This window comes from Vibrio sp. RM-69-4, assembly GCF_024743775.1.
GTDB lineage: Bacteria > Pseudomonadota > Gammaproteobacteria > Enterobacterales > Vibrionaceae > Vibrio > Vibrio anguillarum.
In genome coordinates, this window is record NZ_JAMQXI010000076.1 from 168,245 (window position 1) to 193,623 (window position 25,379).

The window sequence follows — 25,379 nt, forward strand, 5'->3', positions numbered from 1 at the left end:
TTAAATAAAATCAGTTAAGTGAAGGGAATTGTTTTAGAGTTTTTGTGGAAACGTTTACATTGTGGTGTTTTGATCACAGATTAAAAGCGAGTAAGGCTGTTAGACTTTTTCAAAAGCGAAAATCAACCTCTATCGGTATCCCAATAGGAGAGTATGGTGAAAGTATTAGTGACGGGCGGCATGGGCTATATCGGAAGTCATACCTGTGTACAAATGATACAAGCGGGTATCGACCCCATTATCGTTGACAACTTATCTAACGCGAAGATTGAAGTGTTAAGCCGTATCCATGCACTGACAGATAAAACGCCCGTGTTTTATCATGGTGATATCCGTGATGAGGCCTTTCTCGATAAGGTATTTGCTGAACATAATATTGATGCTGTGATTCATTTCGCAGGTTTAAAAGCCGTCGGTGAATCCGTGATAAAACCGCTCGAATATTATGACAATAACGTCAATGGTTCGTTGGTGCTAGCGCGCAGTATGCGTAAAGCTGGAGTGAAAAGTATTGTATTCAGTTCATCGGCGACAGTGTATGGCGATCCTGAAATCGTGCCGATAACTGAAGATTCTCCAACCGGATCAACCACCAATCCTTACGGTCGTAGCAAATATATGGTTGAGCAGTGCCTGTCGGATTTAGTGGTTGCTGAGCCAGATTGGAGTGTGACCTTACTGCGTTACTTCAACCCTGTGGGGGCTCACCCTTCTGGCACTATGGGCGAAGACCCGCAAGGTGTGCCGAATAATCTGATGCCGTTTATTGCCCAAGTTGCGGTAGGTCGCCGCGAGAAGTTATCCATATTTGGTAGCGACTACCCCACACCGGATGGTACGGGTGTGCGTGATTACATTCATGTGATGGATCTAGCCGATGGCCATTTGGCCGCTTTAAATACGGTTGCGATGAAAGCGGGAAGGCATATTTACAACCTTGGATCGGGTAACGGATCGAGTGTGTTAGAGATAGTTTCAGCCTTTGCTCAAGCAAGTGGTGTTCCTATTGCTTATGAGATTTGCCCACGCCGCCCGGGTGATATTGCCGAGTGTTGGGCTAGTACCACAAAAGCGGAGCGAGATCTGGCTTGGAAGGCGACGCGCAGTATCGATGAAATGGCTGCTGATACATGGCATTGGCAATCCAATAACCCGCAAGGGTACTAGTTTTATCCGGCGTGACGCGTCGGACTATCAAATAGCATAATTGAGTAAGCAATATGTCGAATGTTGAATTTAACCCAGTGGATCATCCACATCGTCGCTACAACCCACTCACGGGGCAGTGGATTTTAGTCTCACCACATCGCGCTAAACGCCCTTGGAGCGGGGCTGATGAAAAGCCAGCGGTAGATGAACTGCTAAGTTATGATGAGAAGTGTTTTCTTTGTCCGACAAACGAGCGTATTTCTGGTGATGTCAACCCAGACTACCAAGGTACGTACGTATTCAACAACGACTTCGCAGCATTGATGGTAGATTCACCAGATGCACCGGAGTCCGATAGCCCTCTATTCAAAACTCAAGGTGTGCGTGGTTTGAGCCGAGTGATTTGTTTCTCTCCAGATCACAGCAAAACTCTGCCAGAGTTACCCGTGGGCAACATTCGCAGCGTGATTGATACGTGGAACGATCAAATCGAAGAGTTAGGTAAAGAGTACGTTTGGGTGCAAGCGTTTGAGAACAAAGGTGAAACCATGGGGTGTTCCCAGCCTCACCCACACGGCCAAATCTGGGCTAATAGCTTCTTACCCAATGAAATTGAACGCAAGGAGCACAACCTAAAAGCGTATTACCAACAACAGGGTAGTAACCTGCTGGTGGATTATGTGCAAGCTGAGCTGAAAGATGGCTCACGCATTGTGCTGGAAACAGAGCATTGGGTGGCTGTTGTGCCTTACTGGGCTGCATGGCCATTTGAAACCATGTTGCTGCCAAAAACGCATATCCGTCGCATGAGTGAGTTGAGTGAGGCGCAACGTGACGATCTCGCCGTTGCGATCAAAAAACTGACCAGCCGTTACGACAACCTGTTCCAATGTTCTTTCCCTTATTCTATGGGCTGGCATTACGCGCCTTTCTTTGAAGAGGGTACGAACATTGACCATTGGCAACTGCATGCACTGTTTTACCCACCACTGCTGCGCAGTGCCTCGATTCGTAAGTTTATGGTGGGTTATGAAATGTTGGCTGAAAGCCAACGAGATTTAACCGCAGAACAAGCGGCGCAGCGTCTGCGCGAGCTAAGTGATGTTCACTACAAAGAGCAGTAACGTCATCTGTGCAGTTGTAGCCTTGTTGCTGCGTAAACGCACCCTAAGAACATAGGTAATCTATGTTCATTGGCTGAATTTACTTATCACCTCGCTGCGCCTCCAACGACTTGGGCTTAACAAAGTTTTTTTCATAGCGCTAAGTGGTTAATGGGAAATGAAAACCAGTTTATGAGTTTAGGAATGCAAATGTTTGATTTAATCCAAAATGTGAAAGCGTCTTTTGAGCAAGTGTTGGGCTACGCGCCTAGCTATATCATCCAAGCGCCAGGCCGTGTAAATTTGATTGGTGAGCACACCGACTATAACGACGGTTTTGTGCTCCCCTGCGCAATTAACTATCAAACCGTGGTAGCGGCTGCCAAGCGTGAAGATAATTTAGTGCGCATCGTATCTGTTGATTATGGCAATGCACTTGATGAGTTTGACCTCACCCAAGAGATTACTTTCCAACAAGACAAAATGTGGGCGAACTACATTCGCGGCGTGGTGAAATGTTTGCTTGCGCGTGGGTACTCGTTTACCGGGGCGGATATTACTGTCAGCGGTAATGTTCCACAGGGAGCGGGGCTTAGCTCTTCGGCTGCGCTTGAGGTCGTGATCGGTCAAACTTTTAAAGAACTTTATCAACTGGATATTTCTCAAGCGGAAATTGCACTAAATGGTCAACAGGCCGAGAACGAATTTGTCGGCTGTAATTGCGGTATTATGGATCAAATGATTTCGGCGCAAGGTCGTGAAAACCACGCGCTACTTTTAGATTGCCGTAGCCTAGAAACACAAGCGGTTTCAATGCCAGAAGAGATGGCCGTCGTGATCGTCAACTCCAATAAAAAACGCGGCTTGGTGGATAGCGAATACAACACCCGCCGCCAGCAGTGTGAAGAGGCTGCGCGTATTTTTGGCGTCAAAGCGCTGCGTGATGTAAGCATTGAACAGTTTAACCAAAAAGTTTCTGAGCTTGATGAGTTGGTGGCTAAACGTGCTCGTCACATCATTACTGAAAATGACCGTACTGTTGAAGCGGCCCAAGCGTTGCGCGCCCACGACATGAAGCGCATGGGCGAGCTGATGGCTCAATCGCACGCATCGATGCGTGATGATTTTGAAATTACGGTCAAAGAGATTGATACCTTGGTTGATATCATCAAAGAGGTGATTGGTGACCAAGGCGGTGTGCGTATGACTGGGGGCGGCTTTGGTGGCTGTATTGTGGCACTTGTCCCACCGACATTGGTTGATGCAGTGAAAGCGGCTGTCGATGAGAAATATGAAGTGGCGACTGGCCTCAAAGCGTCGATTTACGTCTGCCAAGCAAAAGAGGGCGCTGGTCTAGTGGAGGCTTGCTGCACATCTTCACTGGTTTACACTATGACTCAGCAAGTAGCCTATGATGGCCGCCCGGCACAACTTGTCAGTTTGACTAACCGCATTGGTAGCCGCGTAGTATTAATGGATATTGGCGCAACATGGCTCAGTTGTGAGTTGGCGCTTAAGGATGGGGAACGCAGAGAAGTTCTGCTGGGTGTTTCCACCATGAGCGACTTCCAGAAACAACAAAGCTATATCGGCGTCACTGTGGGACGTTATGCCAACCGGATCGCTAAAGGCCAATTTGAATTAAATGATCAACGCTATCAAGTGACGACCAACCAAGCTGGAAATAGTTTGCATGGCGGTCTTGAAGGGTTAGATCAGCGCCGTTGGACTATTGCTCACAAAAGTGCTCAACAAGTGACGTTTTCAATCCATTCATCGGATGGTGACCAAGGTTTTCCCGGTAATGTTGACATTGCCGTGAGCTATGAACTGAACGATCAGAATCAATTGATCCTGCGCTATTTAGCGACCACAGATAAACCAACGCCGCTTAATTTAACCAACCACGCCTATTTTAATTTGCTAGGCGCAGAGAGTGATCATACGATTTTAGATCATTCACTTTTTATAAAAGCCGATCAATTTTTACCCACAGATCCACATGGAATCCCATTGTCAGGGCCAAAATCTGTCATTGACACGGGCTTTGATTTTCGCGTTGCAAAATCAATAGGTCGTGACTTACTCAAAGATGAGCAGCAACAAGCAAGCAAAGGGTATGACCACAGTTATTTATTGCCTGATAAAGCTGATTTAACCGTGTGCGCCGCGCAACTGAAGTCACCAGATGCAAAGGTAACCATGAGCGTATTTACGACTAAGCCTGCCATACAACTTTATAGTGGAAATTGGTTATCGGGGACGCCCAATCGGCGCGGTGGGGTTTATCAAGGCTATGCGGGGGTCGCATTAGAAACTCAATACTTGCCGGATGCTCCCAATCATCCCGAATGGCAGCAACCCAGCTGTATTACTCTGCCAGGGCAAGAATATACTCATACCACCATTTACCAATTTGACGTTTAAGGTGGGTGCGTCGCTTAGATGTTGAGTATTGATGCCCAAAGTGGCGAGTGAAAGTGTAACCTGAGTGCGTCAGATTTTTTCTACCGAATCTCGACGCACCAAAGTCGGTGAGAAAATCATCGGTTCTTTTTCTATCGTTTCGCCACGGGCTAATTGGAGTGCCAGTTTAGCGGCTTTTTCAGCCATCATCTCGATTGGGTAGCGGATGGTGGTGAGCCTTGGGCGAATGTAGCGTGCGATCAACGCATCATCAAAGCCGATCACTGAAATTTGCTCAGGGCTTTTTACACCATTCTCCTCAAGCACATTTAACGCGCCCGCTGCCATATTATCGTTGTAGGCGACCACGGCAGTCATGTCGATCGAACGGATCAGCAAGTGAGTCATCGCTTGCTCGCCACCTTCGCTGTGTGGTTCGGCCAACTCGATGTAATTAGGAGCGATCTCAATACCGTGATCTTTCAACGCGGCTTGATAACCAGCTACGCGATCTGTAGCGTCTTCAATTGAATGAGAAGAGCCAATACAAGCGATTTTTTTATGACCGTGGCGGATCAAAAACTCAGTCGCCAAATAAGCACCTTTGTAGTTATCCAATGAGATGCAGCGGTTAGCCAGTTGCGGGATATGACGGTTGATCAATACCATCGATTTCACTTCGGCGGCGTAGTCGATCAATTCTTGATCCGATAAACCTTTCGAGTGAATCACCAAAGCATCACAACGGCTGTTGATCAACAGTTCAATCGCTTGGCGCTCTTCTTCTGCACGGTGATAACCATTGCCAATCAACAGATGCTTGCCATTGTCATGAGCCACATTATCAACCGCTTTCACGAGCATGCCAAAAAAAGGATCGGAAACGTCACTGACTAGCACGCCTATGGTGTCGGTACTTTGGCTGACTAAAGCTCGTGCGGCGGCGTTAGGCCGATAACCAAGTAAACTCATTGCGGCGGTGACCGCTTCAATCGATGTTTTACTCGCTTTAGGGGATTTATTGATGACTCGTGAAACCGTTGCCACTGACACACCGGCTTCGCGAGCTACATCTTTTATGGTAGCCATATTACACCTCTTGCTATTGCTCGCTGTATTTAACAATGGTGGTGTAAATAAGGCAAACGAACAATGCAATCAATGTGATAATTACGACTTTCTATACAGGTAAATCAAGGCTTCTAATTAATGTAAACGTTTAAAATTGGAATAAAAGCTAAGGCACTAACGGACCGTAGCCATCAGCTCATCAATGATCGCATGATGACAGGGTTCTACCCCTGCTAAATTACCGTATTTCGGCGCGAGGCGATCGTTAATCAGCGGATGTTGCCAGCCAACCGTGTGCTCGACAAAATGGCGCGCAAAGGTTTCTGAAAACTCTAAACAACCAGCCAGCACGGTATCGACATAGGTTTGTACGATAGGGCTTCGCTCGCAGGGAGGCTCTGGTGCCTCTTTGACATAAACCCAAATCGGCCATTGGAGGTTAAAAGCGTGATCACTCTCGATTTGATTGGTGTTGAGGGGGACTCGCTCATAACCACGTTCTCGACGGTCAAATTCTGCCAAAGCGGTTTCATCGATCTCCAGCAGTACGCCGTTGACTTGCCCTTGTCCTTCATTTACCACCAAAGGTGACAATATGTAGCTCTCATCAATTTTTCCCCAGCAACGAACTAAACCATGCGCGACTACGGGAATCGCTCTTCCTGTTTGCCCTGTTAACTGGCGAGAAGCGGAGTTGATCAAGCTGCCATAACCAAAAATATACATCATCAGTGAATTACGACTCCTTATTGAAAAAACGTAACCGATGCAAAATCCAAAACTCTAAACCAAAAATACCAACCAGTGCGATGCAAAAGAGAGCAAAAGCAACGGGGGATTCAGTACCGGGAATACCGCCTACATTAACTCCAAGTAAGCCAGTTAAAAAGCTTGTGGGTAGGAAGATCGCCGCAATCACCGAGAATAAATAGGTGTTTTGGTTCATCTTCTCTGCATGATATTGACGTAATTCCCCTTTGATCAGTTCGAGCTCTCCAAGGTAAAAATCGAGGGTTTCATTAATGCGTGTGATGGTGTTAACGCTGTGGCGCAGACGCAAGTTTTTATCATTTGCCAGCGAGACTTTGGAATCACTGAAATCATCGATGGCGTATTGCTGAGGTTTGATAAAACGTTTGATTTTGAGCAGCGCTTTATGTGTCTGCATCAGCTCGTCACTGAGTTCAATTTCGTTATCGTATTGGGTGATTTTCGCTTCAATGCTGTTTAAGTAGTTATCGATGTTTTTGTTTAAACCATCAATGATCTGCACGAGTACATCTGAAAGGGTTTGCGGGCCTTGCCCGGCCTGCAGTAGGTCACGGATTACATTGACGGCTTTTGACGGAATTTTGCGGGTTGAAAACAGCGCGCCATTGAAATAGAGAATGCGAACGCTCAACATATCTTCAGGGTTGGCGTTGTCGTTCATGTTGACGCCACGTAAAATCAGTAAAAAGTTATCATCATCGTATTGCTCAAACAGTGGGCGAGTGTCCTCTGCTAAGAGGCTGTCGACAATTGAAGTGGGGATCTGATACTGCAGCAACCACTCTTTTAAACCGGGAATATCGCGTTGGCAGTGATACCAATTCCCGGCTTCAATCAGTGAAGCACTATTGAGTTTTTGCTGCGGAGCGGATGCAGAAAAATGCCACTGATCGATCAAAAATTCCATGAATATCCTTATAACTTGCTCCTCAATGACTCAGCATTGAGGAGCAGTAGATTATACCAATTGAGATCAGAAGCCGCGCATTTGAATACGGCGCAAAAACTCAGTCATGATCCTATCGTAAAGAAGATCGCCTAAAAACGCATCCTCAACTTGGTGATCAATACTAGGGTTATCGTTCACTTCGATTACGTAAACTTGGCCATCAATCTCTTTCAAGTCAACGCCGTACAGGCCACTGCCGATAAGGTTTGACGCTTTTAAGGCAACATCAACCACGTTTTTAGGTACTTGTTTTAAATCCAAGGTTTCAAAGCCGCCAGAAGATACTCGGCCACTGTTGTGGTGTTGATAAATTTGCCAGTGGCCGCGGCTCATCATGTATTTGCAGGCGAAGATGGCTTGGCGGTTCATTACACCGATGCGCCAGTCAAAGTCAGTTGGCATGAAGGCTTGTGCCAAAATCAGAGCACTTTTTTCAAACAGTGCGCCGGCTTCGCGTTCCAGCTCTTGCTCGTCGCGTACTTTGACCACGCCACGTGAAAATGCGCCATCTGGAATTTTTAATACCATGGGAAAGCTCAACTCCTGCATGACATTGCTTTTCCATTGCTCATCAAAACTTTGCAAAATCACGCCTTTTGGCGCAGGCACTTTGTTGCGTTGCAACAACTCAGTTAAGAACACTTTATTGGTGCATTTCATGATCGATTCAGAATCATCCATCACCACCAAGCCCATTTTCTCAGCCGTTTTTGCAAAGCGGTAAGTGTAATTACTGATGTTCGTGGTGGCGCGAATAAACAAGCCATCAAATTCACCCAAACGCGATAAGTCATCCGGTGAAATGGTTTCTAGGTTGACTCCTAAACGGTTTGCGGCGCGGCGAAAACGTTTTAATGCTGAGGGATCAGAAGGTGGCATTTTCTCTTCTTCGTCCACCAGCATGGCAATATCGTAACGGTACTTTTTCTCTTGCTTTGGTTTACGCCAAACTTTGGTTGAAAACAGTTCTAATGATTCGACGAAGAAATCTTGCTCTTGGTCGTTCAAATCTTGGAATGGGAAAGGGCCAATTTTGCTGATTTGCCACTGCCCTTGAACGCGGTTCATTTCCAACTCAATAACGGGCACCATAAACTGTTCAAACAGGCGGCGAGCCAGTTTATCCAAGCCTTTTTCTGCGGTGCGGCCAAAATAAATTTTGCACTGTATAAAATCGGTTTGGGCGCACAGTTTATTGAGTTTCAATAAGCCAGAAGAGAGTAAAAAGGGTTGATTGATGTCGTTGATTGCCATCACTCGAGGGATAACGCGGTGGCCGCGTGCCTCTGCCATCAGCGAGCAGTAATAGCCGCTGCTCATGTAGCCATAATCGCGACACAGGTTGACCACTTGCAGACTGCGATGAGTATGGGTGCCATTACTGTTGAGGTATTGGTCTACACTTACCACTTGCTCTGAGGGGAAATATTGTTGCCAGTCACTGGACTGGTCGGTCACGATCAAAAGGTTTGCCATTGCTATTCTTTTCCTTAATCAATAGGAATAATATTGAGCCGCAATCTTGCCAACCACTTAAGGACGTCGTATGGACTTTCGTCTTGCGAAAAGTGCTGATCTCACTGCTCTTAATGCGTTAGAACAACAGCTGTTTGACGGAGATAAAATCTCTCCACGTCAAATGAAGCGTTTTTTACATTCCAACCAAGCGGTGTTGTTTGTGGCCGATTCCGGCACAGAGCTGGCTGGATATGCATTGCTACTATTTCATCAAGGTACACAGCTATCAAGGTTGTATTCGATTGCCGTAAAACCTGATTTCAGAGGCCGGAGGATTGCTCAAAATTTGGTCGAGCAATGCGAGCGTGCTGCTCTTGATCAAGGTGCCACTACATTACGATTAGAAGTGCGTGAAGACAATACGGCAGCGATAAATTTATATGAAAAAATGGGCTATAAAACCCTGAAATTTCTTATCCATTATTACGATGATTTGTGTAATGGACGCCGGATGCAAAAACGCTTGTCGCCACAAGGGCCTAAGGTGCAATTGCCAATGCCACTTTATGTTCAGACTACGCCATTTACTTGCGGTGCGGCATGCTTGCTGATGAGCTTTTCTTGCTTGTCTAAATCGTTTGAGCCGAGTCGCACCGCTGAGCTGCAACTGTGGCGAGAAGCGACAACGATTTTTATGGCGGCGGGGCACGGTGGGTGTAGCGGGCAAGGGTTGGCATTGGCTGCTAGTCGACGCGGTTATCATGTGGAGCTGTGGAGCCAATCCAAAAGCACGCCTTTTATTGATAGCGTGCGAGATGCCAATAAAAAACAAGTTATCGAATTGGTTCATCTTGATTTTTGTGAGCAGCTTAGTCATCAAGATGTGGCGATGATTGATGCACCACCGAGTCAAGAGCAACTAGAAGCGTGGGTGACGGAAGGGGCATGTGTGCTGCTACTCATCAGCACTTATCGTTTCGATGGTAAGAAAGAGCCGCATTGGATCGTACTCAGTGGTATGAGCGATAAATTCTTCTTCATTCACGATCCACATGCAGAAACAGAAGCGGATGCGATGGCTTCGGCCTTCATTCCGGTCGGCAAAAAAGCGCTGTCACAAATCATCGGTTTTGGTAAACAAAAACAGACGGCTTGTGTGGTGATTAGCTCGAACCGCAGTGCCATGCGTGTAACCACTGGTTAGGATAGAGTTTAAGTGAATTCATTGAGTCATAATGACTGTTTTTTCTTGAGTTGTTATGACTCTTTTTTTTGAGTGATATTTCTTATTTTATTGTTTTTATTGGGTATTTTTATTGGCTTGAATTGTGCTTGTGGTGTTGGTCGTCTGTCATGATATCCACCACCGCCGTAAGAGGTCACAGTGCTCAATATTACCGATATAAAAGTAGAACAACGCATACCCGCTTGGTTGCGCCTTGGTTTTCGTCCCTTTTTCCTACTTGGTAGCGTATATGCCGTTTTAGCGGTGACGTTATGGGTCTGGATGTTTCAAACAGGTCAACCATCGGCATTGCAAGTTCCTGCGCTGTGGTGGCATGTACATGAAATGCTGTTTGGTTTTGCTATGGCAATTGTGGTCGGTTTTCTATTGACTGCCGTACAGAACTGGACTGGCATTAATGGCACGAAACATTATCGCTTAGCCGTGTTAGTCGCCTTGTGGTTAGCGCCTCGAATCTTATTGTGGACGCCGACACCTTTGTGGGTCATCTCTTCTGTCGAAGCGCTTTTTTTGGCGGCTTCGGCTTATGAAATTGGCCGCCGAGTAGTGCAAGCGAAAGGCTGGAAAAATCTCTTTTTTGTACCGCTGTTTCTTTTAGCGATCGGCGCGAACTTTGCGAGTTATGCCACCATTAAAGGAATGCCGCCCTTTAGCTCTGCGGCGGTATGGCAGGCGATGTTGTGGTGGTTCACATTGTTGCTATCAGTCATGGGAGCACGCGTGATCCCTTTCTTCAGCGCAAGGCGTTTTAACTTTGAAAAAGCACAGCCATGGGTATGGCTCGATTGGTTAGCCAATGCACCCATTGCGGCCTTGTTTATTTTGAGTTTCTTCCCGCTGACGATGGTGCAGATTGGTCAGCCTATCATGTTACTGGCTGGGTTAGCGCAGTGGGTACGTTGGATGCGTTGGAAACCATGGCTAACATTGAGTGAGCCTCTGGTTTGGTCGCTGCACGCTGCGTATGCCTGCATTCCTTTGAGCTTATTACTGCGCGGGTTAATTGATGATGTATATGTCACTCATAACCTGATCCATCTCTTTGCCATTGGAGCCATCTCAGGCTTGATTTTATCGATGATTGCACGCGTGACTATGGGGCATACCGGCAGGGCGATTTATCAAGGGCCTAAAATGAGTATTGCGTTTGCGGCTTTGATGATGTCGGCATTGGTACGCAGCCTCGGTGTGGCGTTTTTCCCAGCACAACTCTTTTTGATGGTGAATATCAGCGCCGCACTCTGGATATTGGCTTTTACTCTGTTTGTGTGGAAATTCGGCACGATGTTACTTACGCCGAGAGTCGATGGCCACCCGGGATAACGGTTTGGCTCGTAACGTGGAAGTAGCAAAATAAAAAAGTAGAAAGTAGCCTAGCAGTAGAAAGCGCGCAAAAGAAAAAGGCTTGGCACATCGCCAAGCCGTTTTATCAGAAAAACTGGATCAGTTATGGCTGTGCAGCATGCTGTTCAGTTCAACGGCTGATTTATTGGCTAAACACTCAATTTGACCTGTGATCGAGTTGCGACGGAAAAGTAGATCCGATACACCAGCTAAATCACGTGCTTTAACGATCTCCACTTCTTGGCCTTGGTTATCGAGCATACGCACTTTAGTACCAGCAGTTACATATAAACCTGATTCTATCGTGCAGCGATCGCCGAGTGGGAAACCTAAGCCTGCATTTGCGCCAAGCAGTGAGTTTTCACCGATAGAGACCACGACCTTACCGCCGCCAGAAAGCGTACCCATGATAGAAGCGCCACCGCCGATGTCCGATCCATTACCAACAACTACACCAGCAGAAATACGCCCTTCAACCATGCTCACGCCTGTTGTACCAGCGTTGAAGTTGATAAAACCTTCATGCATCACAGTGGTACCTTCGCCCACGTGCGCGCCAAGGCGAACGCGCGAGGTATCCGCAATACGGATGCCCGCTGGGACAATGTAATCAACCATTTTCGGGAATTTATCGACACAATCTACCGTTAAAGCACGGCCTGCAAGGCGAGCTTCAATTTGACGATCCGCTAGTTCAGGTAGGTCGATAGGGCCTTCATTGGTCCATGCGATGTTGTGCAGCAGGCCAAAAATACCATCAAGCACAGTACCGTGTGGTTTCACTAAACGGTGTGAAATCAGTTGTAGCTTCAAAAAACCTTCAGCGACCGATTGAGGCTGTTGGTCGGAAGCTAAAATAACCAGCACCAGTGGTTGTGAGGCGTTAGCGGCTTTATCGGCAAAACTGGCATTGTTAGCCTGATCATGTCGAGCAAATATCGCGGCGAGTTGGGCGCTTTGCTCAGTTGAGATGTCGATATACTGGTTGCCTTCGCCATAACCAGAGACTTGAGCAAGCTCGCTTACTAGTGCGTCACTTGGGTTGAGAATTGGCGCTGGAAAAAACGCTTCAATAATTTTTCCATCACGGTTTTTGGTTGCCGTGCCAAAGGCAAGTGCAAAGTAAGCCATTTTGATATCTCCATGTTGTCACTATTGATGCGCTCGCCAGCGTAGGTTGAGCATCATTGCGGCGCACTCGATTTATCAAGCATCATAAAGAGTGAGGCAGGGGTAGGAAAGGGCAAAAGGGGAGAAAGTCCGTAAAACGATACCTTTTGTCTTTTTAGCGATGTATTTCTTTAGACAGAAATACAAAACCGCTGACGAAGCAGCGGTCTTTTCACGTTCTATTATCTTAAGTTAAGCGTTTAATCGCCTTAAGCTGCATCTTCTTCTGGTGCTTCGTCTTTTACCGCTTTGGCTTTTTTAGGCTTAGCCGGTGCAGGCTTGCGCTTTGCGCCAAGTGCGTAAAGCACTTCTTCTTTATTTTGCGCTAAGAACATCGCCAAAGCTTCTTGCTTGGCTTCATCTTCTAGCAACTCACTTTTCCCTAACAGTTCGAAAAGCTCATCTGCCATATCGAGCATTTTGTCATAAGCGTCAGCGTCTGCTTTAGAGGTAAAAGTCATCTTTTCTTCTCCGTTGCGTTCCACCACGTACTTGACGATTACAGCCATGGTTAATCCTCTAACTTAGTCATTAATTCTACTGGCTGTTTATACAGTTTTTAAACCATGAAGTCTAGGTGAGCAGGAAAAAGTGAGAGGTGGATGGCTACTCTTTGTTCCATTGATAACAAAATTCAATAAAGTGTTTGAGCAGTGGGCTTTGGTATTTTTCTTTATGCACCAATAGCCAAAAACGGCGTTTCATGTCCAGCGGAACATCGAGTCTTTTAACCCGGCCATCTTGCAGTGCTGAATGCGCAGCAAGGGTGGATAAACAACCCAAACCTAACCCTGCCGAAACACTGTTGATTAAGGCTTCAGTGGTATTCAATTCAAAGGCTTCATGCCACTGCTCAAGTCGTGGTGCGATAGCCCGTAAGAAAAACTCTCGCGAGCCAGAACCCGCTTCGCGCAATACCCATTGGCTCTGTTCGAAATCATTTAGGGTGAGCTGATTTATCATTGTGAGTGGATGTTCGGGTGCGCAAATAATACACATTTCATCGTGTGAAAAAGGCGTTGAAATCAGCTCTGGGTGCAGTGTTTTTCCTTCAATCAACGCAAGATCCAGTTCGTAATCGACCAACTTTTGGCAAATCAGCGCCGAGTTGGAAATAAACAAACTTTGCGAGATGTGTTGGGTTTGCTGGCGAAATTGACTGAGTAGATAAGGCGCAACATGGTTGCCAATCGTATCACTGGTGCCAATGCGCAATTGGCCTGCGAGGGTTTGCTCACTGTCAAACAGTTGGTTAATGTTGCTCGCACGGCTTAGCAGTTCATCGGCGAGCGGCAACAGTTTTTGTCCCTCTTGATTGAGGATTAAACGGTTATTGACCCTATCGAACAGCGCATGCCCAAGCTGTTTTTCCAGTTCAGACAGTGACATGCTCACGGCCGCTTTTGACAAAAACAGCGCCTCTGCGGCTTGGGTCAAGGTTTTATGTTGCGTAATCGAAGTGAATACTTTCAATTGCTTAAGAGAAATATTGGCAGCCATAATTTTGTTTAATTAATCTGAACGTGTGTTCTATATATTTAGATATATCAGAACAAAAGGCAAGCGTATGATAGCGACATTGAACAACTACTTTGTTAGTTCTGATGAGAGGTCAATATGATTCGAGCAGCAAAAGCGAAAGTTATGGGTGCGCCAACCCCTATGGCGGGTTTAGCTCTAGGCATCGCAAGCTTGGGTTGGAGTTGGGAAAACTTTGCACCATTACAAGGTTATGGACAATTAAGTGGGGCCGTTATTGCCAGCGTGTTACTGGTGGTTCTTGCGTTTAAATTTCTCTTTCATGGCCACTTATTACGCCAAGATCTCGCTCATCCGGTCGTGGGCAGTGTTGTGCCTACTTTTGCGATGGGCACCATGGTGGTTTCCAATTCATTAGGCCATTTTTACCCAATGGCTGGTGATGCGTTATGGCTATTTGCTGTGGGTTTACACATCATCTTCTTGGTCAGTTTTTTGTACCATCGTGCGCAGTCTTTTGAACTTCACCACATGGTGCCAAGTTGGTTCGTTCCACCTGTGGGTATTATTGTGGCCGACGTGGCGTTTTCTGGAAACCCAGCACTTGCACCAATCGCAAATGCAACCATGATGTTCGGTTTAGTCGCTTATGCGGTGATGCTGCCGATGATGATTTACCGTTTTATGTTCACACATGAAGTTCCAGATGCAGCAAAACCAACTATGGCTATTTTGGCGGCGCCAGCGAGCCTCTCATTGGCTGGTTACTTAACTGTCACGGCTAACCCATCGCCAGTGATTATCGGCATTTTATTTGGTATTGCCGTGTTAATGACAACGATTATCTACTTAGCTTTCTTTAAATTATTACGCTTGCCTTTTAGCCCAGGCTACGCAGCGTTTACCTTCCCAATGGTGATTGGTGCAACGGCGCTATTTAAACTCACACATTGGATGGAAACCGTTGGGGTGAGTGCTGAGTATGTACAGCAAGTGCATTGGTTAGCTGGGTTAGAGTTGATTGTGGCAACTATTGTGGTGGGTTATGTTGCTATTCGTTACTTAAATTTCTATCAACCTCATCGCGTGCTACTCAGCAGCATGAATGAGCTAGAAGAGCAAGATGAACACGCATTGAACTGTGAAATGAAATAGCCTGCAGTTTAGGCAATTCAAAACATAAAATTCTCAAGTATAGAATGCACTTATGCTAATCTCAGTCCTTATTGTGACAAGAAAAGCGTGAGTGCATTTTGTTTACTGTCTACCATTCCAATAAAGTCGATACCTTAAAGATCCTACTCGTGCATTTGATCAAAAGTGCACCGTTAGCCAACCCCTTTGAGAAAGAGCAGATCTTGGTGCAAAGCCCGGGGATGTCGCAATGGCTCAAAATGGCCTTAGCGAAAGAGCTCGGTGTGGCGGCGAACCTTGAGTTTCCTCTACCGGCGACCTTTATCTGGGACATGTTTACTAAAGTGCTACCTGATGTACCTAAGCGCAGCGCTTTTAACAAAGAAGCGATGACGTGGAAACTGATGCATCTGTTGCCAACCTTGCTCACTCTCGAACCCTTTGCTCCTCTGCAGCGTTATCTTGAACAGGATGATGACCATTCCAAGCTCTATCAGTTGGCCGAGAAAATTGCCGATATTTTTGATGGTTATTTAGTCTACCGCCCCGATTGGATTGCCAAGTGGGAGGCGGGCGATGACGTGAGCGAGATTGGTGATGAGCATCCATGGCAGCCGATATTATGGCAAGCCTTATATCAATACACGCTAGATCAAGGCCAGTCGCACTACCACCGTGCCAATCTCTATCAAAGTTTTATTGATCAGCTTGCGCGTGGCTCGGGTGATTTAACCAAACTGCCCAAACGTTTGTTTATTTTCGGTATTTCGTCACTGCCGCCTCGTTATATGGATGCACTCAAAGCGTTGGGTGAGCAGATTGATGTTCACTTGATGTTTACCAACCCTTGTCAGCATTATTGGGGCGATCTTCGAGATAGAAAAACGCTCGCCAGACTGCACAGTCAGCAACGTAAAACGTTCGCCTTACAAGGTGATGAGATTCAGTTTGAAGGGCAACGCTCGCCGCTTAAAGGTGACATTGAAGCTAACCTCGTGGATGAATTGCATACCGAAGCTGCGGTTGGCAATGAGTTATTGGCCTCGATGGGGAAACTTGGGCGCGATAATCTTTTTTTGCTCTCCCAAACGGAAAATGAAGAGCACGAATTTTTTATTGATCTGCCACGCGATAACTTATTGCATCAGTTGCAGGCCGACATTTTACATTTGCAAGAGCATCGAGATGATAGTCAACTGGACAGTAGCGACCACAAACAAGTGATTGCTTTGGATGATCCATCGCTCACTCTTCATGCTTGCCATAGCCCGATGCGAGAAGTGGAAGTGTTGCACGATCAATTGCTGGCAATGTTTGATGCTGACCCTGAACTGAAACCGCGCGATATTATTGTGATGGTGGCGGACATCAATGCCTACAGCCCAGCCATTGCGGCAGTATTTGGTAACGCGCCGGGTGAGCGCTTTATTCCTTACTCCATTTCAGACCGTACGGCAGATCAAGAGAGCCCGATCTTAGCGGCATTTATGCAATTAGTGCATTTACCCGATTCTCGCTGCCTAGCATCAGAGTTATTAGAGCTGCTTGAAACTCCGGCGATGATGGCAAAATTTGAGCTTAATGAGCAAGACTTTACGCAAGCCAAATTGTGGGTAGAAGAGTCAGGCATTCGCTGGGGGCTCAATGCGAGCACCGCGCAACAATTTGAGTTGCCACAGACCGAGCAAAATACTTGGCAATTCGGGATTGAGCGCATGTTACTTGGTTATGCCATGCCTGCCTCAGCAGGTTTATTTACGCAAGGCGAAGTGACGCTCGCGCCTTATAATGAAGTGCAAGGCATGAACGCTGAGTTGGCGGGTAAATTAGCGCACTTTATTCAGCAAGTGAGCCATTACCGCGAGCAGTTAGCGCAAACCCAAAGCGTGGACGAGTGGCGCCGCTTGCTCGGTGAGATGCTTGGCGCTTTTTTCAAGGTTGAGCTGGAAGGGGAGCTCGCACTCAAGTCGATTCGCGACACCTTGTCGCAGTTAAAAGATCAACTGGCCGAGGCCGGTTATGAGCAAGCACTTGCGCCAAGTATTATTACTCAATATTTGCAAAACAAATTGTCAGGTACGCGCATCAGCCAGCGTTTTCTGGCGGGACAAGTCAATTTCTGTACTTTAATGCCAATGCGTTCCATCCCTTTTAAAACCGTTTGTTTACTAGGAATGAACGATGGCGTTTACCCGCGCACTATGCCAGCCGAAGGGTTTGATTTGATGAACGGTCGCACCCGCGCTGGCGATCGCTCGCGGCGTGACGATGACCGCTATTTGTTCTTAGAAGCGATGCTCTCGGCGCAGCAAACCTTGTACATCAGCTACGTCGGACGCTCAATTCAAGATAATACCGAACGCGTTCCTTCAGTGTTGGTCTCTGAGCTTTTAGAGTATTGCCAACAAAACTACTGTTTGGTCGGGGATGAAGCGCTTGGCAGCGATCAATCGGCCAAAAATTTAGCCTGTGCTTTAACGACCACTCACGCCATGGTGCCTTTTAGCCCTAATGCTTTTTTGAGTAAAACTGGTAGCTATGCCAAAGAGTGGCTACCTGCCGCCAGTCGGCAAGGGCGAGCCAGTGGTGAGTTTAATCTCGCCCTGAGCGATTATTTACAAGGGGCGAGCTTTCCTGTCAGTTTAGATCTGGTTGAGCTGCAACGGTTTTGGCGTTTGCCTGTGCAATATTTCTTTAACCGTCGCCTTAAAGTGACGTTCGAGCCTCCGTTACCGGTAATGGAAGATGATGAACCTTTTGTCTTAAATGGCTTAGAGAGCTACCAGTTACGCGATGAACTGCTAGAGTTGCTGCTTGATCAACCCAATTCACCGCATGCCCTTGAGAGATTCATCGACCAGCAGCGCGCGCAAGGAAAGTTACCGATTGGTGCTTTTGGATCCTTGGAATTTGAAACTAATCGCGTGCAAGCACAAGAATTGGCGCAAAGAATCGCTTTCTTATGCCATTCGCCACTTGATGACCAAGAGATCGATCTGCGATTTGAATTGTTTGGTGAAGGCAAAAACGTACAACTGACGGGGTGGCTGACTAAGCGCTATCAATCCGGTTTAGTGCGCTACCGCAGTGGTTCGATTCGCGCGCAGGACTATTTAGCCGCGTGGATTGATCATCTCTCACTAGCGGCGATGGGCGAAAGTCAACCTACTCATTTGATGGGCTACGATCGTAAAGAAGGTGTGCAGCATTTTATTTATCCGCCCATGCCCGATACCGAACAAGCCAAAGCGTTGCTCGCAGAACTGGTGGGTTTGTTTTATCAAGGTATGACAGCGCCGCTCGCTTACTTTCCAAAAACCGCGTTAGCCTGTGTGGAAGCTGGCTTCAGCCGTGGTCAATGGGTTGATGATCGCGATAAATCGCTCAAGAAAATGGCCGATACCTTTAATGAAAGTTACATGAGCCACGGTGAAGGAAGCAATGTTTACATCGCGCGTATTTGGCCGCAGTGGAATGAAGCCTTAGCTGAGCAGGTGCGTTTATTGGCAACGTTGGTGATGCAAGGGCCACGATTGTGGGTTCAAGTGGCGCAGGATGTTTAGCGATGGATAACTGCTTGGAAAGTAAAGTGGCCGCCAGTCAATCATTATTGTGTAGGGCGTTTTCTGTACGGCCACAGGTCAGAGGGACCATGATTTGGTTGGTTCGCATCATCGTGAGATTGACGAAACACGTGGCGCGGATAGTAAAGGCTGCCCGTTTGGCGAACCGTGAGAAAGATCTCACAACGTCTTAATTTATAAACTTATTTTGATTATTCATACCATTATTCAAGCGCGATCACATTCGCTTGCGTATTCAAAGGCTAACTGTTTATGAGTATGACCCCGGCTACGGTCACAACACCATTAAATACCCTTACGTTCCCGCTGCACGGTGCAAGGCTTATCGAAGCGTCGGCGGGCACAGGTAAAACCTTCACCATTGCAGGTTTGTATTTGCGCCTGTTACTTGGGCATGGTGATGCAAAGTCACGTCATCAAGTGCCACTGACGGTCGATCAAATTCTAGTGGTGACCTTTACGGAAGCTGCCACTGCTGAGCTTCGTGACCGTATTCGGCGGCGCATTCATGAGGCGCGTATCGCTTTTTCGCGCGGTTTCAGTGATGACCCTGTTATCAAACCGCTACTTGAGCAAACTAGTCATCACAAGCAAGCGGCGCAAATATTACTGCAAGCGGAACGGCAGATGGATGAAGCGGCAGTCTATACCATTCACGGCTTTTGCCAGCGTATGCTCACCCAAAATGCGTTTGAATCGGGAAGCCGTTTTAATAACGAATTTGTGACCGATGAAAGCCATCTAAAAGCGCAAGTGGTCGCGGATTATTGGCGTCGTCAGTTCTATCCGTTGTCGATTCAGCTTGCTGCGGAAGTGCGCCGTTTATGGTCATCACCAGCGGCGCTGCTTGAAAAAATCAGTGGCTATTTAACTGGCTCGGCGCTAACGCTCTCTGTTGAAGCGATGAGTGGCGATTTAAGCGCGCTTTATCAATCGTGCCTGTCACGCATAGAGTCGTTAAAAAAGCAGTGGCTTGATTCATGCGATGATTTACCGCCGTGCATTGAAGCTTCAGATTTGCATGCAGCAACCAAGAAAGCGTTACTGAAACGGCTAGAAGGGTTAGCGTTGTGGGCGAGCAACCCGCAGCATGAATTGAACCTACCGAGCGAATTACAAGAGTTTGCACAAAGCGCGTTGGAGGCTAAGTCGAAAAAAGGTCAACCCCCGCAACATGCGCTGTTCACGACCATTGAGCTCTTTTTGCAACAACCCATCAGCTTAGAAGCGCCACTTCTGGCGCACGCTATTACTCATTGCCGAGCCATGCTTGCCAAAGCGAAAGCACAAAAGCAGTGGTTATCGTTTGATGATTTGCTCACTCAGCTTTCTGCCGCGATAGATAATGATGAGCTGGGCATACTGACTGAGCGGATTCGCAGCCTTTACCCCGTTGCGATGATCGATGAATTCCAAGATACCGATCCGCTGCAATACAGTATTTTTAGCCGCATTTATCTGCCTAAGGCTGAATGCGGTTTGTTTATGATTGGCGACCCAAAGCAAGCGATTTACGCGTTTCGTGGTGCAGACATTTTTACCTACATCAAAGCGCGTAAACAGGTGAGCGCACACTACACCTTGGGGACCAACTGGCGTTCTAGCGCGAATATGGTCAATGCCGTCAATCAGATTTTTAGTACGCCTGATAGTGCTTTTATCTACGACCAAGACATTCCCTTTTTACCCGTTGAAGCCAGTCCAAATGCGCAGCAGCGTCAATGGTGGCTTAACGGAACCGTGCAACCAGCGCTCACCTATTGGCTGCAAGAAACGCAAGACAGCCCGTTGCCAAAAGGCGAATACCTGCAATGCATGGCCAAAGCGTGCGCCAGCCAAATTCAGAGTATTTTGAGCGCCGCGCAGCATCAACAAGCGTACTTTGATACTGCTAAAGGGCAAAAGAGCGTGCAAGCCGGTGACATCGCAGTCTTAGTACGGACGGGTAATGAAGGTCGTATGGTGAAAGAGGCGCTCGCCACGCAAGGCATTGCCAGTGTTTATCTCTCGAACCGCGATAGTGTTTTTAGCAGCGAGGTAGCACAAGATGTACAGCGTCTATTGCAAGCAGTACTGACTCCTGAACATGATCGCGCCTTGCGGGCTTGTTTGGCCTCACCACTTTTCGCTTTAGATGCTGCCAGCTTGGATGATTTAAACAACGACGAATCGGTATGGGAAAACGCGGTTAACGAATTTAAACAATATCGCCAATTGTGGCTTGAGCGCGGCGTGCTTCCTATGTTGCGCAGTGTGATGAGCAAACGTCACGTCGCTGAACGTTGGTTGGAAGAGCCGCAAGGTGAGCGCTCACTGACCGATTTTATGCACATCGGTGAGCTACTACAGCAAGCGCGACAAGAGATTGATAGCGATCACGGTTTGCTGCGCTGGCTAGCACAAGCTATCAGTGACGCCGAGCATGGCCTAGGGGGCCGTGATGATCAAATTCAACGTTTGGAATCCGAACGCAACTTGGTGCAGATCGTCACTATCCACAAATCGAAAGGTTTGGAATACGACTTAGTGTTTCTGCCGTTTGTGGTCAGCTATCGAGAGGCAAGTGAAGGCAAATATCATGATGCCGTGAATGAGGAAACTGTACTGGATATTACCGCCAGTGAAGCTTCTCTCAAGCAAGCAGATAAAGAGCGGCTTGCGGAAGATCTGCGCTTGATTTATGTAGCGCTGACTCGTGCTGTGTATGGCTGTTTTATCGGCATTGCGCCGCTGCGTAATGGCCGCTCCACCAAAGATCCAACCGGTGTGCATTTAAGTGCCATTGGCTATCTGCTGCAAAATGGTCAAGCCGCAGGCATTGCCGATCTTAACGCTGCGCTGCACGCTCAATCTAATCAATACATTCGTGTTTCTGAGCCACCAGCCGAGCAACCAGAGCCGTTTAAAGCGTTGAGCGTCGAGACGCCGGTATTGAGTGCCAAAACACTGCAAGCGCAGATTGACCGTTTTTGGCGAATGACCAGCTATTCTGGGTTGGTAAAACAAGGTGTGAAACACGCTAGCCACGACGCGAGTTTAGAAGTCTCAGGCTTTGATATCGACTCTGCTGATGAGCAAGCGGAAGCTTTACTGGTTGAGCCAGAACGTTCCATTTTCACTTTTCCACGCGGTGCAACGCCCGGTACTTTTTTGCATTCTCTCTTTGAAGAGGTTGAGTTTACTGAGCCTGCTAGCAGCGATGCTAACCACAAAGTGATACTGGATTTACTGGTGCGAGAACAAATCGATATTGAATGGTTACCAGTATTACAAACGCTGGTCGATACCGTGTTACAGACACCTTTAGATGGCAAAACGTTGCGTTTGAACCAAAAAACCGTCACTCAGCGCTTGGTTGAAATGGAATTTCTATTACCGATAGAAGTACTGAGTGCTCCTGCACTGAACCGTGTCATTCAACGCCATGATCCACTGTCGGCTAAAGCTGGAGATCTTGGTTTTTACACTGTGCAGGGCATGCTGAAGGGCTTTATTGATTTGCTGTTTGAGCATCAAGGAAAGTATTACGTGCTGGACTGGAAGTCGAATCATTTGGGGGATGATGTGAGCGCCTATCATGGCGAGCGTTTGAAAGCGGCGATGGCAGAGCATCGCTATGATTTACAATATCAACTCTACGCATTGGCGCTGCATCGATTCTTACGCAGCCGTCTAGCAAACTATGACTACCATCGCCATTTTGGCGGAGTCTATTATCTCTTTTTGCGCGGCATGGATGGCGAGTCTGAGCATGGGATTTTCTCAACCAAACCGAGCTTTGAACTGCTTGATGAGATGGACAGATTGATTGATGGAGAAACCGTAGATACTCGCGCGACCGATGCAGGGCAAATGGAGTTAGATTTATGAGCAGTACGCTAATGACAACGCTTAAGCAGTTAGCGGAAAAAGGCGCTATGCGTCAGTTAGATTACCAATTCGCGCGTTTTATCGAACAAAAAAGCCAGCAGCAACTTGGCGCTGAACATAGCCAAGCGCTCGGATTTATTGCCGCGGTGGTCAGTGCTGAATTGGCCAAGGGACATATCTGCTTACCTTTAGTGGATGCTTCTACGGCGCAGGGTGTTGATCTCGCGGCTAAGTTAGGCTTGTTTGGTGAGGCAGCATTGGCGGTCAATCAGCACCTATTGGCGATTGATTGGCCTTGGCTACTCAACCGTTCAGACTTAGTCGGACAACAAGGGGAAGCGGTGCCTTTAATGTTTGATGGGCAACGTTTATACCTACACCGTTATTGGCATTATGAAGTTACCTTAGCACAGCGTTTAATCAGCTTTGGGACACCCATGAGCCTAAAGCCTACTGATGTCCAAAAGCTAAAATTGCTGCTCGATACACTGTTTGCGCGTCAATACCACTTTCTGCTCCATGCGCTTCGCCAATTGCCAGAGACAGCCAATGCATCAGCACGCCAGCAACAAGTGTGTGATTTTCTGGATGTGGTCAACGCCGATGAACTTAATTGGAATGAGATTGATCAAGTCATTAGCCAAGCACGTACGGCGAAAGAACTCGAAGCATTAGAGACGCTGATCCCGCAAAGCGTTTGCATCAACTGGCAAAAAGTCGCAGCGGCAGTGGCACTGACACGCCGCTTTGCCGTGATTTCTGGCGGGCCGGGAACCGGTAAAACCACCACGGTTACCAAATTACTAGCCGCTTTGATTACCCAAGCCCAACAGCAAGGTGAGACGCCCACCATTAAATTGGTCGCACCAACGGGTAAAGCTGCGGCACGTTTAACGGAATCGATCGGTAAAGCGGTGGCTGAACTGGCGGTTGAGCCGGCGTTGAAAGCGGCGATTCCCACCGAGTCGAGCACTCTTCACCGTTTATTGGGCGTCATACCTAACAGTGTTGAGTTTCGTCACCATCAGCGTAACCCGTTGCATTTGGATATATTGGTGGTTGATGAAGCATCGATGGTCGATTTACCGATGATGGTCAAGTTAATCGAGGCATTACCCAAACACGCACGCTTGATTTTACTGGGTGATAAAGACCAACTCGCGTCAGTCGAAGCGGGCGCTGTGCTGGGGGACATTTGTTCATTTTTGACCTTAGGCTACAGCCGAGCGCACAGCGAGTACCTAGCTAAGTTAACAGGCTATCAAACACTGATTGCTCATTCACACCCTAACGCAAGCCCGATTTCAGACAGCTTATGCATGCTGCAAAAAAGCTACCGCTTTGATGTCCGATCAGGCATTGGTCAATTAGCAAAAGCGATCAATGCTGGGCAAGTGGCTATGGTGGATGAGGTGTTAAAACGTAATTATGCTGATATTACGCACCACTCACTCAGCAGTGAAAGCTATAACCTAATGCTGAAAACCTTAGTCAAGGAGTATGGCCGTTATCTCACGCGCATCGAGAGTTCTGGTGCTTATACTGCGGAAACTCAAGCCCAAAAAGCCAAAGCCGTATTGGATTGCTTTAATCAATGCCGTTTGCTTTGCGCTATTCGTGAAGGGGATTTTGGGGTAAGTGGTTTGAATCAACGTATTGAACGTGCGCTGGTCGCACGTAAGTTGATCAAGACTCAAGATGAGATTTGGTACCACGGCCGACCCGTGATGGTGGCGCGTAATGATCATGGGCTGGGTTTGTATAATGGTGATATCGGCATATGCATGCTTGATACGAGCGAGCAAGAACCGCGTTTGAAGGTGTATTTTGAGCTGCCAGATGGTAGCGTGAAAGCTATTTTACCAAACCGCGTACCAGAGCACGAAACAGCCTATGCGATGACCATTCATAAATCACAAGGCAGTGAGTTTGATCTAACGCTGATGATTTTACCGCCTGATTTTAGCCCGATATTGACCAGAGAGCTTATCTATACTGGCATTACGCGCGCCAAGAAGCAGCTGATGCTTTTTGCTGACATGGGAACGATGAAACGAGGGCTCAAGATAAAAACGCAGCGAGCCAGCGGCTTAGTTACGAGATTAGACAAGAGACTAGCGTAAATCAGCAACTAGGATAAACGAGTTTGAGCAGTCCCCACACAGTTTGAAGTTTACATGGTATGTTGAATTCATTCCGTTGTTTAGGGGAAGCTCAATTACTGATTTAGTGTGCTGCTATGCGAAAGCATGAGTAAAAGAGATGTTTCTGATTTTATAACGATCTTGCGAGCTGAGTATAAAGACTCGTAGCTTGTCGTTAACGGGAAATACGCAATGCACATGTTGGCCTTCAAGGAATTGGTTATCAGCCATATCCCAAAAGCTTTGAAGTGAGTTACAAATAACAGTTTTCATAGAATTTTTGCTCTTAAGTACGTGTCGTAGTAAAAGCAATCCGTGCAAGCCGACCTACTGGTATCTGACCAATCGGTATAAAGCCAAGTTCCTGTGTTGTTCATTAAATGTACATCATTAATGATGTCGGCGGATTCTACACATAATATTAAGTTAAATAAAGCGCTTATTTTGTATACAAAATAATGAAAACGTTTGCACTTGATCAAAGATAAACTATTCACCATA

17 protein-coding genes and 1 pseudogene are annotated in these 25,379 nt (G+C 47.1%); 10 read left to right on the plus strand and 8 right to left on the minus strand.

Annotated features, from left to right (window positions below; all coding sequences use genetic code 11):
* Window positions 1–153 precede the first annotated feature (153 nt).
* The 4 genes and pseudogenes from galE to galM all read left to right on the plus strand — a co-directional run bounded on the left by galE (window position 154) and on the right by galM (window position 4,679).
* The gene (gene galE, locus NB504_RS12895) at window positions 154–1,167 is read left to right on the plus strand and encodes a UDP-glucose 4-epimerase GalE (RefSeq protein ID WP_258429032.1); all 1,014 of its coding nucleotides are present in this window, start codon (window positions 154–156) and stop codon (window positions 1,165–1,167) included.
* Window positions 1,168–1,220: 53 nt separating this feature from the next.
* Window positions 1,221–2,273 carry a UDP-glucose--hexose-1-phosphate uridylyltransferase gene (locus NB504_RS12900; protein WP_258429033.1) on the plus strand — a complete coding sequence of 351 codons (1,053 nt, stop codon included), beginning with the start codon at window positions 1,221–1,223 and terminating at the stop codon, window positions 2,271–2,273.
* A gap of 189 nt (window positions 2,274–2,462) precedes the next feature.
* Window positions 2,463–3,614, plus strand: a pseudogene (galK, locus tag NB504_RS12905) (galactokinase); the annotation flags it as partial.
* Between the two features lie 30 nt (window positions 3,615–3,644).
* Complete coding sequence (gene galM, locus NB504_RS12910) at window positions 3,645–4,679, plus strand: galactose-1-epimerase (RefSeq protein WP_258429394.1); 1,035 nt, start codon at window positions 3,645–3,647, stop codon at window positions 4,677–4,679.
* Between the two features lie 69 nt (window positions 4,680–4,748).
* Here the strand turns inward: galM and NB504_RS12915 are convergent, their stop codons facing one another.
* The 4 genes from NB504_RS12915 to NB504_RS12930 all read right to left on the minus strand — a co-directional run bounded on the left by NB504_RS12915 (window position 4,749) and on the right by NB504_RS12930 (window position 8,925).
* Window positions 4,749–5,747 carry a substrate-binding domain-containing protein gene (locus NB504_RS12915; protein WP_026027964.1) on the minus strand — a complete coding sequence of 333 codons (999 nt, stop codon included), beginning with the start codon at window positions 5,745–5,747 and terminating at the stop codon, window positions 4,749–4,751.
* A 156-nt stretch (window positions 5,748–5,903) separates the two neighbouring features.
* A complete protein-coding gene (locus NB504_RS12920) occupies window positions 5,904–6,455 on the minus strand; it encodes a gamma-glutamylcyclotransferase family protein (RefSeq protein WP_258429395.1) in 552 nt (183 codons plus the stop codon).
* 10 nt (window positions 6,456–6,465) lie between these two features.
* A complete protein-coding gene (locus NB504_RS12925; RefSeq protein WP_017046560.1) occupies window positions 6,466–7,407 on the minus strand; it encodes a zinc transporter ZntB in 942 nt (313 codons plus the stop codon).
* Window positions 7,408–7,473: 66 nt separating this feature from the next.
* The gene (locus tag NB504_RS12930) at window positions 7,474–8,925 is read right to left on the minus strand and encodes a RimK family protein (protein ID WP_017046561.1); all 1,452 of its coding nucleotides are present in this window, start codon (window positions 8,923–8,925) and stop codon (window positions 7,474–7,476) included.
* Between the two features lie 70 nt (window positions 8,926–8,995).
* On the opposite strand from NB504_RS12930, the gene NB504_RS12935 reads away from it, so the two are divergent.
* Window positions 8,996–10,111, plus strand: coding sequence for a GNAT family N-acetyltransferase/peptidase C39 family protein (locus NB504_RS12935; RefSeq protein WP_258429034.1), 1,116 nt, complete (start codon window positions 8,996–8,998; stop codon window positions 10,109–10,111).
* A gap of 180 nt (window positions 10,112–10,291) precedes the next feature.
* A complete protein-coding gene (locus NB504_RS12940) occupies window positions 10,292–11,476 on the plus strand; it encodes an NnrS family protein (RefSeq protein ID WP_094500451.1) in 1,185 nt (394 codons plus the stop codon).
* 120 nt (window positions 11,477–11,596) lie between these two features.
* Here the strand turns inward: NB504_RS12940 and dapD are convergent, their stop codons facing one another.
* From dapD to NB504_RS12955, 3 genes are all read right to left on the minus strand, one after another.
* Window positions 11,597–12,628: a 2,3,4,5-tetrahydropyridine-2,6-dicarboxylate N-succinyltransferase gene (gene dapD / locus NB504_RS12945; protein WP_013856147.1), complete on the minus strand. Its 1,032-nt coding sequence runs from the start codon at window positions 12,626–12,628 to the stop codon at window positions 11,597–11,599.
* 248 nt (window positions 12,629–12,876) lie between these two features.
* Entirely contained in the window at window positions 12,877–13,176 is a 300-nt protein-coding gene (locus tag NB504_RS12950; RefSeq protein WP_010318120.1) for a YebG family protein, read from the minus strand.
* A 97-nt stretch (window positions 13,177–13,273) separates the two neighbouring features.
* Complete coding sequence (locus NB504_RS12955; protein WP_013856148.1) at window positions 13,274–14,167, minus strand: LysR family transcriptional regulator; 894 nt, start codon at window positions 14,165–14,167, stop codon at window positions 13,274–13,276.
* Between the two features lie 117 nt (window positions 14,168–14,284).
* On the opposite strand from NB504_RS12955, the gene NB504_RS12960 reads away from it, so the two are divergent.
* The 4 genes from NB504_RS12960 to recD all read left to right on the plus strand — a co-directional run bounded on the left by NB504_RS12960 (window position 14,285) and on the right by recD (window position 24,857).
* Window positions 14,285–15,301 carry a TDT family transporter gene (locus NB504_RS12960; RefSeq protein ID WP_013856149.1) on the plus strand — a complete coding sequence of 339 codons (1,017 nt, stop codon included), beginning with the start codon at window positions 14,285–14,287 and terminating at the stop codon, window positions 15,299–15,301.
* Window positions 15,302–15,399: 98 nt separating this feature from the next.
* Window positions 15,400–18,843, plus strand: coding sequence for an exodeoxyribonuclease V subunit gamma (gene recC / locus NB504_RS12965; RefSeq protein WP_258429035.1), 3,444 nt, complete (start codon window positions 15,400–15,402; stop codon window positions 18,841–18,843).
* 273 nt (window positions 18,844–19,116) lie between these two features.
* A complete protein-coding gene (recB, locus tag NB504_RS12970; protein WP_405054812.1) occupies window positions 19,117–22,734 on the plus strand; it encodes an exodeoxyribonuclease V subunit beta in 3,618 nt (1,205 codons plus the stop codon).
* Entirely contained in the window at window positions 22,731–24,857 is a 2,127-nt protein-coding gene (gene recD, locus NB504_RS12975; RefSeq protein WP_258429036.1) for an exodeoxyribonuclease V subunit alpha, read from the plus strand. Before recB ends, recD begins: the two co-directional genes overlap by 4 nt.
* Before the next feature lie 114 nt (window positions 24,858–24,971).
* On the opposite strand, the gene NB504_RS12980 is transcribed toward recD, so the two are convergent.
* The gene (locus tag NB504_RS12980; RefSeq protein WP_013856153.1) at window positions 24,972–25,151 is read right to left on the minus strand and encodes a hypothetical protein; all 180 of its coding nucleotides are present in this window, start codon (window positions 25,149–25,151) and stop codon (window positions 24,972–24,974) included.
* Window positions 25,152–25,379: the final 228 nt, after the last annotated feature.

Bases quoted from the DNA above. Each gene is read 5' to 3' on its own strand.
- galE (WP_258429032.1), top strand. From the start codon at position 154: ATGGTGAAAGTATTAGTGACGGGCGGCATGGGCTATATCGGAAGTCAT.
- NB504_RS12900 (WP_258429033.1), top strand. From the start codon at position 1,221: ATGTCGAATGTTGAATTTAACCCAGTGGATCATCCACATCGTCGCTAC.
- galM (WP_258429394.1), top strand. From the start codon at position 3,645: ATGACTCAGCAAGTAGCCTATGATGGCCGCCCGGCACAACTTGTCAGT.
- NB504_RS12915 (WP_026027964.1), bottom strand. From the start codon at position 5,747: ATGGCTACCATAAAAGATGTAGCTCGCGAAGCCGGTGTGTCAGTGGCA.
- NB504_RS12920 (WP_258429395.1), bottom strand. From the start codon at position 6,455: ATGTATATTTTTGGTTATGGCAGCTTGATCAACTCCGCTTCTCGCCAG.
- NB504_RS12925 (WP_017046560.1), bottom strand. From the start codon at position 7,407: ATGGAATTTTTGATCGATCAGTGGCATTTTTCTGCATCCGCTCCGCAG.
- NB504_RS12930 (WP_017046561.1), bottom strand. From the start codon at position 8,925: ATGGCAAACCTTTTGATCGTGACCGACCAGTCCAGTGACTGGCAACAA.
- NB504_RS12935 (WP_258429034.1), top strand. From the start codon at position 8,996: ATGGACTTTCGTCTTGCGAAAAGTGCTGATCTCACTGCTCTTAATGCG.
- dapD (WP_013856147.1), bottom strand. From the start codon at position 12,628: ATGGCTTACTTTGCACTTGCCTTTGGCACGGCAACCAAAAACCGTGAT.
- NB504_RS12950 (WP_010318120.1), bottom strand. From the start codon at position 13,176: ATGGCTGTAATCGTCAAGTACGTGGTGGAACGCAACGGAGAAGAAAAG.
- NB504_RS12955 (WP_013856148.1), bottom strand. From the start codon at position 14,167: ATGGCTGCCAATATTTCTCTTAAGCAATTGAAAGTATTCACTTCGATT.
- NB504_RS12960 (WP_013856149.1), top strand. From the start codon at position 14,285: ATGATTCGAGCAGCAAAAGCGAAAGTTATGGGTGCGCCAACCCCTATG.
- recB (WP_405054812.1), top strand. From the start codon at position 19,117: ATGAGTATGACCCCGGCTACGGTCACAACACCATTAAATACCCTTACG.
- recD (WP_258429036.1), top strand. From the start codon at position 22,731: ATGAGCAGTACGCTAATGACAACGCTTAAGCAGTTAGCGGAAAAAGGC.
- NB504_RS12980 (WP_013856153.1), bottom strand. From the start codon at position 25,151: ATGAAAACTGTTATTTGTAACTCACTTCAAAGCTTTTGGGATATGGCT.